The organism is Falsigemmobacter faecalis (assembly GCF_003863335.1).
Taxonomy (GTDB): Bacteria; Pseudomonadota; Alphaproteobacteria; order Rhodobacterales; family Rhodobacteraceae; genus Wagnerdoeblera; species Wagnerdoeblera faecalis.
Map to the genome: position 1 here is coordinate 100,376 of NZ_RRAZ01000005.1, position 13,791 is coordinate 114,166.

At 61.8% G+C, this 13,791-nt stretch carries 11 protein-coding genes and 3 tRNA genes; 11 read left to right on the plus strand and 3 right to left on the minus strand.

Features of this window, described 5'->3' with window-relative positions; translation table 11 throughout:
* The first annotated feature begins 47 nt into the window (after positions 1-47).
* From cpaB to EG244_RS04685, 6 genes are read left to right on the plus strand one after another with little or no spacing between them, the layout of a single operon-like run.
* Positions 48-911, plus strand: coding sequence for a Flp pilus assembly protein CpaB (cpaB, locus tag EG244_RS04660; protein ID WP_124963848.1), 864 nt, complete (start codon positions 48-50; stop codon positions 909-911).
* Positions 908-2,245, plus strand: a complete 1,338-nt coding sequence (locus EG244_RS04665) for an AAA family ATPase (RefSeq protein WP_124963849.1) — start codon at positions 908-910, stop codon at positions 2,243-2,245. Before cpaB ends, EG244_RS04665 begins: the two co-directional genes overlap by 4 nt.
* On the plus strand, positions 2,245-3,645 hold the full coding sequence (locus EG244_RS04670; RefSeq protein ID WP_124963850.1) for a CpaF family protein: 1,401 nt from the start codon (positions 2,245-2,247) through the stop codon (positions 3,643-3,645). Before EG244_RS04665 ends, EG244_RS04670 begins: the two co-directional genes overlap by 1 nt.
* A 1-nt stretch (position 3,646) precedes the next feature.
* On the plus strand, positions 3,647-4,579 hold the full coding sequence (locus EG244_RS04675; RefSeq protein WP_124963851.1) for a type II secretion system F family protein: 933 nt from the start codon (positions 3,647-3,649) through the stop codon (positions 4,577-4,579).
* 3 nt (positions 4,580-4,582) lie between these two features.
* Complete coding sequence (locus EG244_RS04680; RefSeq protein ID WP_124963852.1) at positions 4,583-5,461, plus strand: type II secretion system F family protein; 879 nt, start codon at positions 4,583-4,585, stop codon at positions 5,459-5,461.
* Positions 5,462-5,490: 29 nt separating this feature from the next.
* On the plus strand, positions 5,491-8,034 hold the full coding sequence (locus EG244_RS04685; protein ID WP_124963853.1) for a sensor histidine kinase: 2,544 nt from the start codon (positions 5,491-5,493) through the stop codon (positions 8,032-8,034).
* Here EG244_RS04685 and EG244_RS04690 read toward each other — a convergent pair.
* From EG244_RS04690 to EG244_RS04700, 3 genes are all read right to left on the minus strand, one after another.
* Positions 8,018-8,407: a DUF1850 domain-containing protein gene (locus tag EG244_RS04690; RefSeq protein WP_124963854.1), complete on the minus strand. Its 390-nt coding sequence runs from the start codon at positions 8,405-8,407 to the stop codon at positions 8,018-8,020. The genes EG244_RS04685 and EG244_RS04690 overlap by 17 nt on opposite strands.
* Complete coding sequence (locus EG244_RS04695; protein WP_124963855.1) at positions 8,404-10,518, minus strand: TRAP transporter permease; 2,115 nt, start codon at positions 10,516-10,518, stop codon at positions 8,404-8,406. The genes EG244_RS04690 and EG244_RS04695 overlap by 4 nt, the downstream gene beginning before the upstream one ends.
* Before the next feature lie 88 nt (positions 10,519-10,606).
* On the minus strand, positions 10,607-11,554 hold the full coding sequence (locus tag EG244_RS04700) for a TAXI family TRAP transporter solute-binding subunit (protein ID WP_124963932.1): 948 nt from the start codon (positions 11,552-11,554) through the stop codon (positions 10,607-10,609).
* A gap of 265 nt (positions 11,555-11,819) precedes the next feature.
* Here EG244_RS04700 and EG244_RS04705 point away from each other — a divergent pair, with 265 nt between their 5' ends.
* The 5 genes from EG244_RS04705 to EG244_RS04725 all read left to right on the plus strand — a co-directional run bounded on the left by EG244_RS04705 (position 11,820) and on the right by EG244_RS04725 (position 13,726).
* Complete coding sequence (locus EG244_RS04705) at positions 11,820-12,257, plus strand: hypothetical protein (protein WP_124963856.1); 438 nt, start codon at positions 11,820-11,822, stop codon at positions 12,255-12,257.
* Positions 12,258-12,450: 193 nt separating this feature from the next.
* Complete coding sequence (locus EG244_RS04710; protein ID WP_124963857.1) at positions 12,451-13,020, plus strand: sugar transferase; 570 nt, start codon at positions 12,451-12,453, stop codon at positions 13,018-13,020.
* Between the two features lie 134 nt (positions 13,021-13,154).
* A tRNA-Phe gene (locus tag EG244_RS04715) sits at positions 13,155-13,230 on the plus strand.
* Between the two features lie 172 nt (positions 13,231-13,402).
* Positions 13,403-13,478 (plus strand) — tRNA-Phe (locus EG244_RS04720).
* A gap of 172 nt (positions 13,479-13,650) precedes the next feature.
* Positions 13,651-13,726: transfer RNA gene (locus tag EG244_RS04725), tRNA-Phe, on the plus strand.
* Positions 13,727-13,791: the final 65 nt, after the last annotated feature.

A 13,791-nucleotide genomic window follows, 5' to 3' on the forward strand; every position in this document is an offset into this window, starting at 1 on the left:
CGCTCTTATACCCACGAACCCGGCGGAACCGGCTGTGGGAGAGGGTGATGAGATTTCGAATTTTTGCCTTGTTGATAATGGGTGTGGCCCTGGCGCTGGTCGCAGGCTTCGCGAGCTTCAGCTATACGCGAGGGCTTGAGACGAGGCTGAGCACGGCTGAAGCGGCGCTCTCGGCTTATGGAGAGACGCTGGCAGTACCAGTGCCTGCGCGCGATATCCCTCGCGGCGATGTGCTCAGCCGCGCAGATTTCCTGACTTTGCAGGTCCCCGCGCGGCATTTGCCTGCAAATCTGCTGACCGCTGTTCCGGAGGCGGGACCAGAGGGTAAGATCATCGCGCTGTCCGATCTCAGCGCTGGTGGGCTCGTCGCTCAGGCGCAGGTTGGTGTCGCATCCGGGCCGAATCATCACTTCGCGCTTTCCCCGGGCGGGCGCGCCGTCAGAGTGGTGACAGAAAATTTCGCAGATTTTGAAAGTAAGCTCGTCCCGGGGGCGCAGATGGATCTGTTCTGGACCCGCCAGCTTGGTGGCGGCAGCACAGAGACCCGTCTGATCGGTCATGCTCTGCGGGTTCTGGCCATCGACAGCACACCGGCGGCAGACCGTAAATCCCGTGCCATTGGCGCAGTCACGCTGGAGGCAGGCCTGGAAGATGCAGCCCGGTTGCTGGAGGCACAGGGCGGCGGACGCTTTCACATTCTGCCGCTGGGGCGGCTGGAGGTGCTTGCGGGTGCGCCGCCGGTGGTCGCGATTACGGCCGAAGATCTTGCCGCTTTGCCCCTTGCCGTTCGGCGGGCCGAAGCCACTGCCGCAAGCCTGAACGGGAGTGCCGCTTCGGCGGTGCCGCTGCGCGGCTGCCACACTTCCGTGGTGCGCGGCGCAGCCCGTTCCATCGTGGAGGTGCCCTGTTGAACCGTATGACATCTCCCCCGAGAGACACTCTGCTGACGTCTCAGGGCAGTAGCCTTCCCCTGCGGGTCTGCACGATCTGCGACGGCGTGGATGCGGTGATTCGTCTTGCCTCCTGGCTCTCTCATCTGCCCGCCAATGCAGAGCGGGTTGATCTCGAGTTGACCGATGCCGTCTCCTGGCTCACCACGCAAAGTGCGGAAACCTTTGATATGCTGGTCATTGCGCCGAATGCGGCGCGCAGTGAGGCAACGCCGCGGATTTTGCGCGCCGTTCTGTCTGAGATGGGCAGGCGCGCCGGGATGCAGGTTGTTCTGCTTCCGGCAGGAGCCCGGCTTTCACTCCCGGATCTGCCGGCTGTGCATGTTCTCAACGGCCCGCCTTTTCCCCCGCCCTCTACTCTGTTCCGCCGTCCGGAGGCGGCTGAACAACTGCCTGAGATGCCTGTTCCATCGAACCCGCGTGGGGTGGCGCGCCGCTTTGCCCGCTGGTTTCCGGGCAGGGGTACGCAGCCCGCGCCGGGCGGCCGGCAGACTTCAGCCGGTCCTTCCGGTGGGCCACTGCGGGTCATCGCCGTGCAGTCGCTGTGCGGCGGGGCAGGGGGAACAACTTTCGCCTCTGGTCTTGCGCTTGAACTCGCAGAAGCAGATCCGCAGCTGTCCGTCTGTGTGATGGATCTTGATCTGCAGTTTGGCTCTCTCGCGGCCGGTCTGGCGCTGCCGCACGAGACCCGGGTGCTGGAAACGTACCGCAATCCGCGCGCGGTGGATGGCGATATGTTCCGACAGAGCCTGCAGCATCTGCGCCCGAACCTGACCGTTTTCTCTGCCCCACCGGAAATCCTGCCCCTTGATGCCGTCAGCGGAGCGGATCTGCAGTATCTGCTGGGTCTCGCGCGGGATTCGGCCGATCTGCTGATTCTCGATTTGCCGGGCAGCGTCACCGACTGGACCGAAGCGGCCTATCTGGCTGCCGACCGGATCTGCCTGATCGCCCGGCTGGATGTCCGCTCTGCGGGAAATCTTAAAAGGCTGCGCAGTCTCGTCAGTGCGCAGGTGCTTCCGCCCGAAAAGATCTGCCCGGTGGTAAACTTCCGCCCGCAGCGCCCTCCCCGGGAATGGGCGGCACGTATTCACAGCCTTGAAACAGGGATGGGGCTGCCGGTGCATCTGCAGCTGCCTGATGGCGGGCAAGCGGTAGGGGAAGCTGCTGACAGCGGTATCGCATTGATCCAGGCCGAGCCCGCCAGCGCTCTGCGCCTCGCCCTGCAGGCCTACGCGGGAGAGATCGCGGCCCTGGTTCCAAAACAGCAGCGCCTGCAGGGGAGCGGATTTTAATGTTCAACAAATTTCGTGACAGTCGCCCCGGAGCCGTGATGGTCCAGCCAGCGGAACCAGAAGACCTCCAGGTCAGCCCGCCGACGCCTGCAGACGGCGACGGCCCGCCGCTCAGTGATCCCGAAGGACAGCGCAGCCGGCGCCGAAAACTCACCGAGATACGGCAGCTCGCACATCAGGAAATTCTGGAGACGCTTAATCTTGCGGCGCTGCTGCGCGCAAGCGAGACGGAAATTAAAAGCGAAATTGCGCAGATTCTGCGGGACCTGCTTCCCCATCAGGCGGTGGCGCTGAGCCGAGCGGATCGGGATGGACTGATTGATGAACTTTTTCATGAGGTTATGGGGCATGGCCCGCTGGAGATCCTGATAAAGGATGACAGTGTTTCAGATATACTGATCAACGGTCCCGAACAGGTCTATGTGGAGCAGGGAGGCCTTCTTGAACTGACGGATGTGCAGTTTCAGGATGAGGCACATCTGCGGCGGATTTTGCAAAAGATCGTCTCGTCTGTCGGCCGAAGACTGGACGAATCCACCCCCTATGTGGACGCTCGGCTGTCCGACGGTTCGCGGGTCAATGCTGTGATTTCCCCGGTGGCGGTGGATCGAACACTGGTTTCAATCCGAAAGTTTCGCCGCGACAAGCTCAGCCTTGAACAACTCGCCACCCTTGGCGCGATGAATGAAAAGATGGCGCTCTATCTTCGTGCGGCCGTTTCTGCGCGGCTGAATGTTATCGTCTCAGGCGGCACGGGATCAGGCAAAACAACGCTTCTCAACGCTCTCTCTGCCTTCATTTCAAGGCGCGAGCGCATCATTACAGTCGAAGATACCGCCGAGTTGCAGCTGCAGCAAAGCCATGTTGGCCGCATGGAAAGCCGTCCGCCCAATGTCGAAGGCAAGGGCGAGGTGACACAGCGTGACTGCCTGCGAAATGCCCTGCGAATGCGCCCCGACCGCATCATTATCGGCGAGACCCGCGGCGATGAGGTCATCGATATGCTGCAGGCGATGAACACCGGTCACGACGGATCCATGACGACAATTCACGCAAACTCGGCCCGCGAGGCGGCAAGCCGCATCGAAAATATGGTCGCAATGGCGGGTATTGAGATCCCGCTTTCCGCGCTTCGGCGGCAGGTTGCGGGCGCAGTGCATCTCATTGTGCAGGTGAACCGGCTTCAGGATGGCAGCCGCAAGGTGACCTCAGTGACTGAGATCACCGGCTGCGAAGGCGATGTCATCTCCATGCAGGAACTTTTCTGGTTCGAGCAGACAGGTCTCGGCACCGATAACCGCGTGGAAGGGCAGTTTCGCGCCGCTGGTGTCCGCTCGTTCTACACCGACCTTTTCCGCCGTCGGGGTATTACTTTGCCCACAGAAATCTACGGAGCCTGACATGAGCCTTCCGTTGCTTTTAACGCTGGCGCTGATGGCCGGGATCGTGCTGATCAGCGCCGGGCTCGCGCTTCCGCTGCTGGGACGGCGGCAGTTGATGCGCCGACAGATCCTGCTTCGCCTCGCTGCGGCGGGCGACACGGAGAGCGATGCTGCGCGCGGGCCTGCGCTGCGCCTTGATGACGGTGGACGAAGAAAGTTCTCTCTTTTCGGGGAGGTCACTGCCGAAGGCGCGCGCGAGCGGCCCTTTATTGCCTGGTTTCTCGCAGCCCTCTTTGCGGTGGTGCTGAGCGCGATGGTGGTTCTTGTCACGGGGTCCTGGGCGGGGATGCTGGCCGGTCTGCTGGCGCCTCCTGCCGTCTGGCTGATGTGGGGGAGCTACCGGGAGGCAAAATACCGGGCTGCCGTCGATGATTCTGTGCCAGAAGCGATGCAGATGATCGTTCGTGCTCTGCGAATTGGTCAGCCGGTCGGCTTTGCAATCCATGGCGCCGGGCGTGATCTGACCGGGCCACTTGCGGCCGAGTTCACTCTGACCGCTGACCGCATCAGCTACGGGCAAAGTGTGGCAAGTGCTCTGCGCGACCTTGCGGAGCGCTGCGATAATCAGAATCTCAGATTTCTGGCGGCTGCAGTCTCAATTCAGTCCGCCACGGGCGGCAATCTGGCGGATGTTCTTGATCGGCTTGCAGAGATTGCCCGCGGACGCCAGCAGATGCGCCGCAAAATATCCGCCATCATCGCGGAGGCCCGATGGTCGGGGCGTTTTCTTTCAGCCTTCCCTCTGATTGCCACTGGTCTCGTTCTTCTGATCAATCCGGCGCATTTTGAAGACATACAGGGTCTGGATTTCTTTAAACCCCTGCTGGCCATCGTAGGCGCACTCCTGGTGCTGAACCTGCTTTACATGCGCTGGCTGGTGCAGGTGGAGTAGGCGATGAATGTTCTGATCCCGCAGTCCGCGTCTTCATGGCTTATGGTTCTCTTCCTCGGTGGTGCGGCCACTGTCGCCGCCGCTGCCGTGCTGATGCTGCGCAGGCCCGTAAGCGAGGAGGGTGATCCCGATTTCGATGACAGTGATCTGCGCAACGGAAATCGCCCGGGCGCAGGTCGCGATCAAAGGGCTGAAGCGCGGATGCTGGCGCAGGCCGGGTTTGACCACCCCCTGGCGGTGACTGTCTTCTATGTCGTAAAGTTAGCCGCCGCCGCCCTTTTTGCCGGGCTATGCCTTTGGCTGACTATGCTGAGCGATCTTTTCGCAGATCAGACGACGCTCCTGCGACTTCTGGCTGCCGGGGTGGCGGGCGGACTGGGCTTCTGGCTGCCAAGCTTCGTGGTCGAAAAACGCCGCAGTGCCTGGCGCCGCAGGATTGAGATTGCGATCCCCGATGCGCTTGACTTCATGCTCGTCTGTGTTGAAGCGGGTCAGTCGCTTGATCTCGCTGCACAGCGCGTCTCGCTTGAGCTTGAAGCTGTGCATCCCGATCTGGCCGTGCGGTTTCAGGTTCTGACAAAATCTCTGGCAGCGGGCGCCGATCGCCAGGATGCATTCAACCATCTCGCACAGTCGACCGGTAACGATGATCTGAGGCAGTTTGCAACTCTGGTGGTGCAGTCTGCCAGCATGGGCACACCGGTTGCCCATAGTCTGCGGGTTTTCGCGGCCGACCTCCGGGACCGGCGTGTGCGAAAAGTCGAAGAGAAAGCCGCTGTCCTGCCCACAAAGATGAGCCTGGGGACGATGATGTTCACGGTGCCCCCGCTGCTGATCCTGCTGCTGGCCCCTTCGGTCTATCGGATCACTCAACTGATGTAACGCCCCCCCCCCCGCAGAAGGAAAGCGCTATGCAAAAGCAGCTGAAGACCGCGGCCCCCGGAGGGGCGCAACAGTTGACCCTGTGGCTTCTGACCCTGGTCGCTTTGCCCCTTGGGGGCCTGGTCCTGGCCGGGCAGCTCGCAGTTTGGCCTGAGCGCCCGGAATTATTGGTCGTCGTCGCTTCGGCCTGTACGCATGGGGTCCTGCTGGCCCTGATCCGTTCCCGTCGGGAGGGGGATACGCCAAGGTTTCTCGCCGGGTCCGGGCTTGCCCTGCTGGTTCTTCTTTCGGGCCACCTTCTGAGCCTTGAAGGGGTTCCGGAACTGGCACTTATTCCGGCCGCCGCCGCATGGTGTGCGGGTGGGGTTTTGATGCTTCTTTTGCAGGCTATGGCGCGGGGTATGCCAGAGATCGGCGATCCTGGCGGCAGCATCAACGTCAAGCTGACCGGCGCGATCATGGGAGTGGTCATCCTGACAGCAGGCTTTTGGGTTGTCGGGGGTATGGGGGATTTGATGGAGCGGCGCCTGCCGGGGCTTGGCCTTCTCGGGCTCTGTGCAGCGCTCTCGCTTCTCCCGCTGGCAGCCGCGGGTCCGGCACGGCGCGCATTGGGGCGAGTTCACCGTGAGGGTGCCGGAAAGGGCGTGCAGGCCCTGTTGATCCCCATCGGGGTTCCGGCACTGCTTCTGTCCGTTCAGCTTTTGCCTGATATTGCCTTCCTTCCCCTGGGCAGCACCGCGGTTCTTGCCCTTTTGGGGGCTGCGCTTTTTCTTCTGCTGGTGGGAAATTCTTCTTTGCCGGATATGGCGGCGGCACTTATCCTCCCGGCTGCGGCCCCTCTTGCTGTGGCCTGCCTGATCCCCGCGCCGCTGCCGATGCGGGCGATGGCAGCCGTGCTGGTTCTGGCAACCCTTGCGGCGCTCTTTCTGCGCGAGCGGGTACGCCCTGAGGGTGAACAGCGCGCGATCGGACTTCCGCAGCCGAGGGTTCTCGTTGCCCTGCAGGAGCGGCTGAACATCCTGGTGCTGCGGGTCAATTTTGACAGCGGCGCGGTGCATTTCCCCTTTGGTGGCGGTGAGCCGTTTGGGGGCGGCTATAGTCTGCCTCTTACGGATTTCCTGCGCCTGACTGAGATGAAAGTGGCACTTGATCTGATGCAAAAACTACAGCGCGGGGAGCAGCCGGCTGATTTTCCCATGCGCTTTCGCCTGCGCGCCCCCGGGGCACCGGGCGAGGCGCGGCAGGAGTGGACGCGCCAGCTGTTCTCTGTTCGCGTGCTGGAGAATCGCTATCCGCAATGCTGGATCGTGCTGGAGCGTCAGAGCCAGGAGGCAGACGTTCAGCGCGAAAGGGCTGAGCAGTCTGAGCTGTTGCTTTACTCGGCTCTGTCGCGTGAAGAGCGTTTGCGGATTGCAGTGGCGCGCGACCTGCGGGCCCCGGTCAGTGTGCTTCAGGAGGAGGTCGAACACCTCACTTCCGGGCGTCCCTGGGCTGAATCAGCGCGGGCGTTTGCGCTGTCGCTGCGCCTTCTCTCTGACAGTCTTGACCAGTTGCGCAGCGGGGCGGGGACCAGTCGTGGCCTGACGGGTACGGGTCCCTGGGATATCAGTGAAATGCTGGGGTGGCTGTCTGAGACCTTCGCGTCTCAGGCGAAATATGCCGGGGTGGCGCTTCATTTTGTGCCGGCGCGTCAGGGTGATCTGAGGCTTCACGGTGATCATGGGCGCATCTTCCTGGCGCTGTGCCGCCTCATTGATAATGCCATCGCGCATGCCCGCTCCACCGAGATTTCGGTCAGCGGATTTCTGACACGCGGGCAGGGCCAGGAGGCGACTGTGACCTGGCTGGTGCGCGACAATGGCGTGGGTATTGATCATCTGCGGCAGGCCAGCCTCTTTGAACCCTTCGGCCTGATCTCGGGCGGGATCGACGGGCAGGCGCGGCTTGGGCTTTTTGCCGTCCGCAAATCTCTGCGTCAGCTTGGTGGAAATGTCGTGCTGGAGGAGGCCTCTCCGGATCGCGACGGCAGCTGTTTTATCGTCACCCATCCGGCCCGGGTGCTTCATGTGACCGAACCAGAAGAGGAGCGCGACGATATCACCGCTCTGATGCCCATGCGCCGCGCGCTTCTTCTGGAGGATGATCCTGTTGCCGCGGAAGTGCTGTCGGCCCGGCTTCGCGGGCTGTTCGGGCGGGTGGATGTCCTGGCGGAGCGTGACGCCCTGCTGCCCCGTCTGCGCGTTGAGCGACCGGATGTCCTGTTCGTCGGACGCGGGACGGGCAGCACAGGGCACGGGGATCTGATCCGCGCCCTGCGGCGGGAGGATCGGACATTGCCGGTGATTGGCGTGGTCTCACCTGCCATGCCCGAGTTGCGCGAGGCCATGGAGCAGGGCGGTGCCACCCGCGTGCTGACCAAACCTGTGGGGCTGACGCAATTGCGCGATCTCGTCATCGATCTCTTTGCCAGCGGGTCGGCTGAAGCAGAAGTCACTCACGCGGCAGACCAAGAGGGTGAGGCCGAAATACAGAGCTTTCTCAGTGATTTTCAGCGTGTCATTGGTCAGGATTGAGCGGGCAGGGCGTGGCACCTTCTGTTGCACTCAGCCGCAGGGCCGTTCCGGCCCGGGTGCCCACGTCATGGCAGATCTCCCCCGCGCAGAGGCGCCAGCCACTGCCTGTGGTGCCTGAGGCCGCGAGGTGCACCTCGCGCAGGGGGGCGATCTGCGGATGCCAGATCCAGATGCTTCCCTCGCGCCATGCACCCTCCGGGGCCTCCATCCCCGCGCCCGGTCCCTCGATGCGGGCAAGGATCGGGCGCAGGGTCGCGTTCTTTGCCTCCCAGGTCTCGGTCCAGAGGGTTCGGGCGGTGGAATGCTGCCAGGAGAGCGTAAAAGTCTCTGCCGCGAGGGAAATCAGCCCCGCGGCAGTCAGCAGGCAGATCATCCCGCGACGAGCCCCGCAGAGCCGCGATTGCGCATCAGATGTTGCGCAAGGAACAGCGCCACCAAAGCCAGACCCGCGACGTCATAGCTGAACCCCGGAATAACAAGGAAAATCCCTATTCCAAGCGCCAGTGCGCGCTCCCACCAGGGGGCCGTTGCCTTCAGAAAGCCGACCACAGCCACACCCCAAAGACCCACGGCCAGAACCGTTTGCAGGGTGATCCAGATCACCTCTGCCGGATATCCAAGGGTCTCTGCGATCACCGATCCGGGATGTGGCGCCTGAAGCATCAGGGCCGGGGAATAGACCGCAACAAAGGGCACGACGAAACCCGCGATTGCCAGCTTGGTGGCATCAATGGAGATCTTCAGGCCCGAGACTTTCGCCATGGGGGCAGCCGCGAAGCAGGCGAGCGCCACCGGGGGCGTCAGATCCGCCAGGATGCCGAAATAAAAGACAAACATATGGCTGATGAGCAGCGGCACGCCGAGTTGTTCCAGCGCGGGCCCGGCGAGCGATGAGGTGATGATGTAGTTCGGGATCGTCGGGATCCCCATCCCGAGGACAAGGCAGGTGATCATCACCAGGATCAGCGACAGGAACAGGCTTTCCTCTCCGATCCGCAGCACGGCGCCGATGAAGGTGGAGGCGATCCCCGTCAGGGTCAGGGTGCCGATCACCACGCCGACAATGGCGCAGGCCGCCGCGACCGGAAGTGCGTTCCTGGCCCCGAGCGCGAGCGAGTCGCGCACGATCACCAGGGCTTCGCGCGCGCCTTTCAGCACAAAGCACAGCACCAGCATGGCGCCGATCACCATCGCCAGCAGATCCACGCCATATTTCAGGAAAGCCGCTGAGGCGATGCCAAGCGCGATCCAGAAGGCAAAGCGAAAGGCCAGGGGGCCGATCTGCGCCGCCACAGCGGTGCCAAGGATCAGCACAACCACCAGCGCAAGTCCCATAGATCCGGCAAAGATCGGCGTGTAGTTTGCAAAAAGCAGATAGACGAGCGTGCCCAGCGGGATCAGCAGCATCCACTGCTTTTTCAAAGCTTCCCAAGGGCTTGGAAGCTGTTCCTTGGGGATGCCCAGCAGATTGAGCTTGCCGGATTCCAGATAGACCACCCAAAAGCAGACGCCAAAATAAAGGAAGGCCGGGATCAGCGCCGCGCGGACGACATCGCCATAGGGAATGTTCAGCGTCTCGGCCATGATAAAGGCGACCGCACCCATGATCGGTGGCATGATCTGCCCGCCCATGGAAGAGGTCGCCTCGACCCCGCCCGCAAAGGCGGCGCGAAAGCCGGATTTCTTCATCAGGGGAATGGTAAACTGCCCGGAGGCCACCACATTGGCCACGCCCGAGCCGGAGACCGTGCCCATCAGCGCCGAAGACAGCGTGCAGACCTGCGCCGCACCGCCGCGCCAATGGCCCACAAGTCCAAGCGCGACATCGTTAAACAGCTCCAGCATGCCTGCGCGTTCCAGAAAGGCCGCGAAGACCACAAAGATGAAGATATAGGCCGAAGAGACATAGACCGGAGAGCCGTAGATACCCTCCGTGCCATAGCCGAAATGCTCAATCAGCATTTCCCAGTCGTAGCCACGGTGCTGCAGCATGCCGCTCAGGTGTTCGCCAAAGGCGGAATAGGCCAGAAAACAGCCCGAAATGATCACCAGCGGCCAGCCCATCAACCGCCGCCCCAGCCAGAAGACCAGCGCAATCATAATCGCGCCCATCGTCAGATCGGTCATCGTCAGGTAGTTCGAGCGCAGCAAAAGCTCTTTGTAAAAGATCCAGTTATAAAGCCCCGTGCTGAAGCCCAGCATCCCCAGGCCCCAGAAAAAAGCTTTGGAATACCGGGTCTTCGCCACCAGGTTGGCAATCAGCGCAAAGCCCAGCAGCAGCACGAAGGCCACATGCATGGCGCGCACAACCTGGCTTGCCAGCAGCCCATAGGCCGCGACCCAGATCTGAAACAGGGAAAAGCAAAAGGCGATGCCATAGGCAATCTGGCCGGTCAGGCCGCTGCCGAAGCCCGGGGGAAGGCCCTCAATGGCTTCTTCGGCAGTGGGCTGGCTGTCGGAAGGGGGGATCTGGCTCACCGTCATTCTCTTTCAGAAAAGAAGGGCAGAAGGCAGCGGCGGGCGCCCCGGGAGAGGGCCGCCGCTGCAACAGGCCGTGTAAAGGCGCTGCGGCTTACTTCAGAACGCCGATTTCGCGGTAGTATTTCTCTGCGCCCGGGTGCAGCGGGATCGGCAGAGCATTAATGGCATTGGCCGCATCAATCGCTGCGGCGGCAGAATGGGCCGACTTCAGCGCGTCAATGTTTTCAAACAGCAGCTTCGTCATCTGATAGACCGTCTCTTCCGAGACCTTATCGCTGGTCACCAGAATATTGGTGATCGCTGCCGTCGGCACATCGGCGTCCTGGCCCTTATAGGTCCCGGCCGGAATGACGTCAGCGACATAGGGCGCGCCGATGGCGTTGACGATCTCGGCAGGCACTTCGACCACGGTGATCTCATGTGTGGTGGCGAGATCCTTAATGAAGGCTGCGCCCAGGCCCGCCGAAGACAGCGTGGACTGGATCTGACGGTTCTTGATCAGCTCTGCCGATTCGCCAAAGGGCAGATATTCGACCTTCGACATATCGTCATAGCTCATGCCCGCGGCTTTAAAGATCGCGCGCGCATTCAGTTCGGTCCCCGAAGCCGGGGCGCCCACGGAGATCGATTTTCCTTTCAGATCGGTGATCGTTTTCACCCCGGCCGCGGCCTCGGCCACCACCTGAACGTAGTTGTTATAGATCCCGCCCACGGCGCGCAGATTGGTCAGCGGGGTCTTGAAGCCCGCCTCGGTGTCGCCCGCCCAGGCCGATTGCACAGAATCGCCCAGAGCAAAGGCCAGCTCCCCCTTGCCAGAGGCGAGCAGGTTCAGGTTTTCCACCGAAGCTTTGGTGGCCTGCACCTGGGTGCGCGAGCCTTCGATCCCCTTGGCGTAGATTTCCGACAGGGCCACGCCCAGCGGGTAGTAAACCCCCGAGGTGCCGCCGGTGAGGATATTGATAAACTCTGCCCGTGCGGCGGTGGCAGCAGCGGTAAGGGCAACCGCCGAGACAAGACTTCCGGCGAGGATGGTTCTGATTTTAGACAAAGCTGTTCTCCTCCCTGAGTAACATTGCCAGAGCCTGACGACAGGAGGCGCGTCTGTTAAGCTCTTTTTGTCGGTTCGGGCGCTATTGTTCGGCTGTGACGCCGGGGAAGGCGGGTCGAAATGCGGAAATCCTGCCTGTCTTTTCGGCGGCGGGAGCCGGGTTGCGCATCGGGCGTTGTGATCTGCGAAGGCCTCTGCGGCCGTCGCGGGGCGTCTTTCGCCCCTGTGCTCTCATAATTAGTAAGGAGACAGGCCTTTGCGTATTCTCTCAGCCCTCATCACTTCGGCCGCTCTGGCGCTTCCCGCCGCAGGTTTTGCCGATCAGAAACCCGCCACCGCCGGGGAGCAGTTCTCCGTTGCGGTCTGTGCGCAGCGCCTTGGCTATATCGCGGCAGAGACGGATGTCGTGGTCGTGACGCCTGCAGGTGCCGGGGATGTCGGCCTCGGCCGGTTTGACGCCTCAACCGGCGGCACCGGTGGCCAGGATCTTGAGGTCGTGGCGGTCGATCTTTCCAGTTGTGCGCTGGTGGAGGTGCCGGTCTGGGTGCAGGATCAGTTGGGAAAGCAGCTGCAGGCGGGTGAAGGTCCGGTGACCCGCTTCAGCGCAGATCTGTTCAAACAAGGTGTGCAATATGTCCGGGCCAATCAGGCGCTGAACCGCGAGATCGGCTTCCTGCTGCGTCGTGGCGGCTGAGCCCGGCAGTGGCTGCGCCGCTGTCGCAAGTGACGCAGTGGTCGCTAAATCCCTGTGGTATAAGGCGTAAACTCTTAACGTCCGGTATTCCTTACCTGTGTTCCTGAATCTTTCCCGATAGGGATTAACTATATCGTCTGTCAGTTGCAGCGGTTGGTTATCCTCCCCCCTTGGGGGACTTCGGGCAGGTGGCATGCAGGTATCCGCGTCTCTTTATCAGCGGGTTTTTCGCCGCGTTTTCGACCTGATCCTGCTGGCTCTGGCGCTTCCCTTTCTCCTGCCTTTGATCCTTGTGCTGGTGGTTATGATCCGGCTCGACAGCCCCGGACCGGCCTTTTTGCGCCTGTCGCGGCGCGGCCAGGATGGTAAGATATTCCGCCAGCTTCGCTTTCGCTGCGTCTGGCTGGATGCGCCCTTGCGCGCCTTTCAGGCAACCTCCGGCACGCCGGATGACCCCCGGCTGACACGGGTGGGGGTCTTTGTGATGCGCACGCGGCTGAACACCCTGCCGATGATTTTCAACGCGCTGGGTGGCTCGATGTCTCTGGTCGGGCCGAGGGCGCTGCCGGTGGATGTCACCGGCTTTGATCCCGAGGTGGTGCGCCTGGTCTCGCAGATGCGGCCGGGTATCTTTACGCCTGACAGTCTGACCGCAGAGAGCGCGGATGATCTGAGCCGTCTTGCGATCACGCTGGCCTGGATGCGCAACGCGGGGCCGCTGGGGGATCTGCGGATTGTTCTGCGTGGCGTAACCGGAATCTAAAGGCCTAAGTGCAGGAATTTTCGGAACAATCGGGAATTTTGCCTTTTGCGGTGTTTTTTCTGCCGCGCCCTCTGGACAGCGCGGATGGGCTTCGATATTACCCCGCTACCGACAGTGAAACACTGTCACAGAGTGCCCGGATAGCTCAGTTGGTAGAGCAGCGGATTGAAAATCCGCGTGTCGGCGGTTCGAATCCGTCTCCGGGCACCACTTCTTCCCCCAGATTATATGCTGAACACTCCTGATGCCGGTTGGGAGTCATTTCCGTTTTGATCGGGCATATTTTTCAATCTGATCTGACACTTAGATGAAATCAGTGCTGGACAGGCTGCGCCCCTTTGGCTATGTAAAACGCAGACGGCAGCCAGCGCTGCCCCTTAGTGCCCGGATAGCTCAGTTGGTAGAGCAGCGGATTGAAAATCCGCGTGTCGGCGGTTCGAATCCGTCTCCGGGCACCACTTCCTCCCCCAGATTATATGCTGAACACTCCTGATGCCGGTTGGGAGTCATTTCCGTTTTGATCGGGCATATTTTTCAATCTGATCTGACACTTAGATGAAATCAGTGCTGGACAGGCTGCGCCCCTTTGGCTATGTAAAACGCAGACGGCAGCCAGCGCTGCCCCTTAGTGCCCGGATAGCTCAGTTGGTAGAGCAGCGGATTGAAAATCCGCGTGTCGGCGGTTCGAATCCGTCTCCGGGCACCACTTCCTCCCCTGAAGATCATCACACGCCTCACGCCGATGTGCCCTGGCTTTTGCTGTGTCAGGCC

Bases quoted from the DNA above. Each gene is read 5' to 3' on its own strand.
- cpaB (WP_124963848.1), top strand. From the start codon at position 48: ATGAGATTTCGAATTTTTGCCTTGTTGATAATGGGTGTGGCCCTGGCG.
- EG244_RS04670 (WP_124963850.1), top strand. From the start codon at position 2,245: ATGTTCAACAAATTTCGTGACAGTCGCCCCGGAGCCGTGATGGTCCAG.
- EG244_RS04675 (WP_124963851.1), top strand. From the start codon at position 3,647: ATGAGCCTTCCGTTGCTTTTAACGCTGGCGCTGATGGCCGGGATCGTG.
- EG244_RS04680 (WP_124963852.1), top strand. From the start codon at position 4,583: ATGAATGTTCTGATCCCGCAGTCCGCGTCTTCATGGCTTATGGTTCTC.
- EG244_RS04685 (WP_124963853.1), top strand. From the start codon at position 5,491: ATGCAAAAGCAGCTGAAGACCGCGGCCCCCGGAGGGGCGCAACAGTTG.
- EG244_RS04690 (WP_124963854.1), bottom strand. From the start codon at position 8,407: ATGATCTGCCTGCTGACTGCCGCGGGGCTGATTTCCCTCGCGGCAGAG.
- EG244_RS04695 (WP_124963855.1), bottom strand. From the start codon at position 10,518: ATGACGGTGAGCCAGATCCCCCCTTCCGACAGCCAGCCCACTGCCGAA.
- EG244_RS04710 (WP_124963857.1), top strand. From the start codon at position 12,451: ATGCAGGTATCCGCGTCTCTTTATCAGCGGGTTTTTCGCCGCGTTTTC.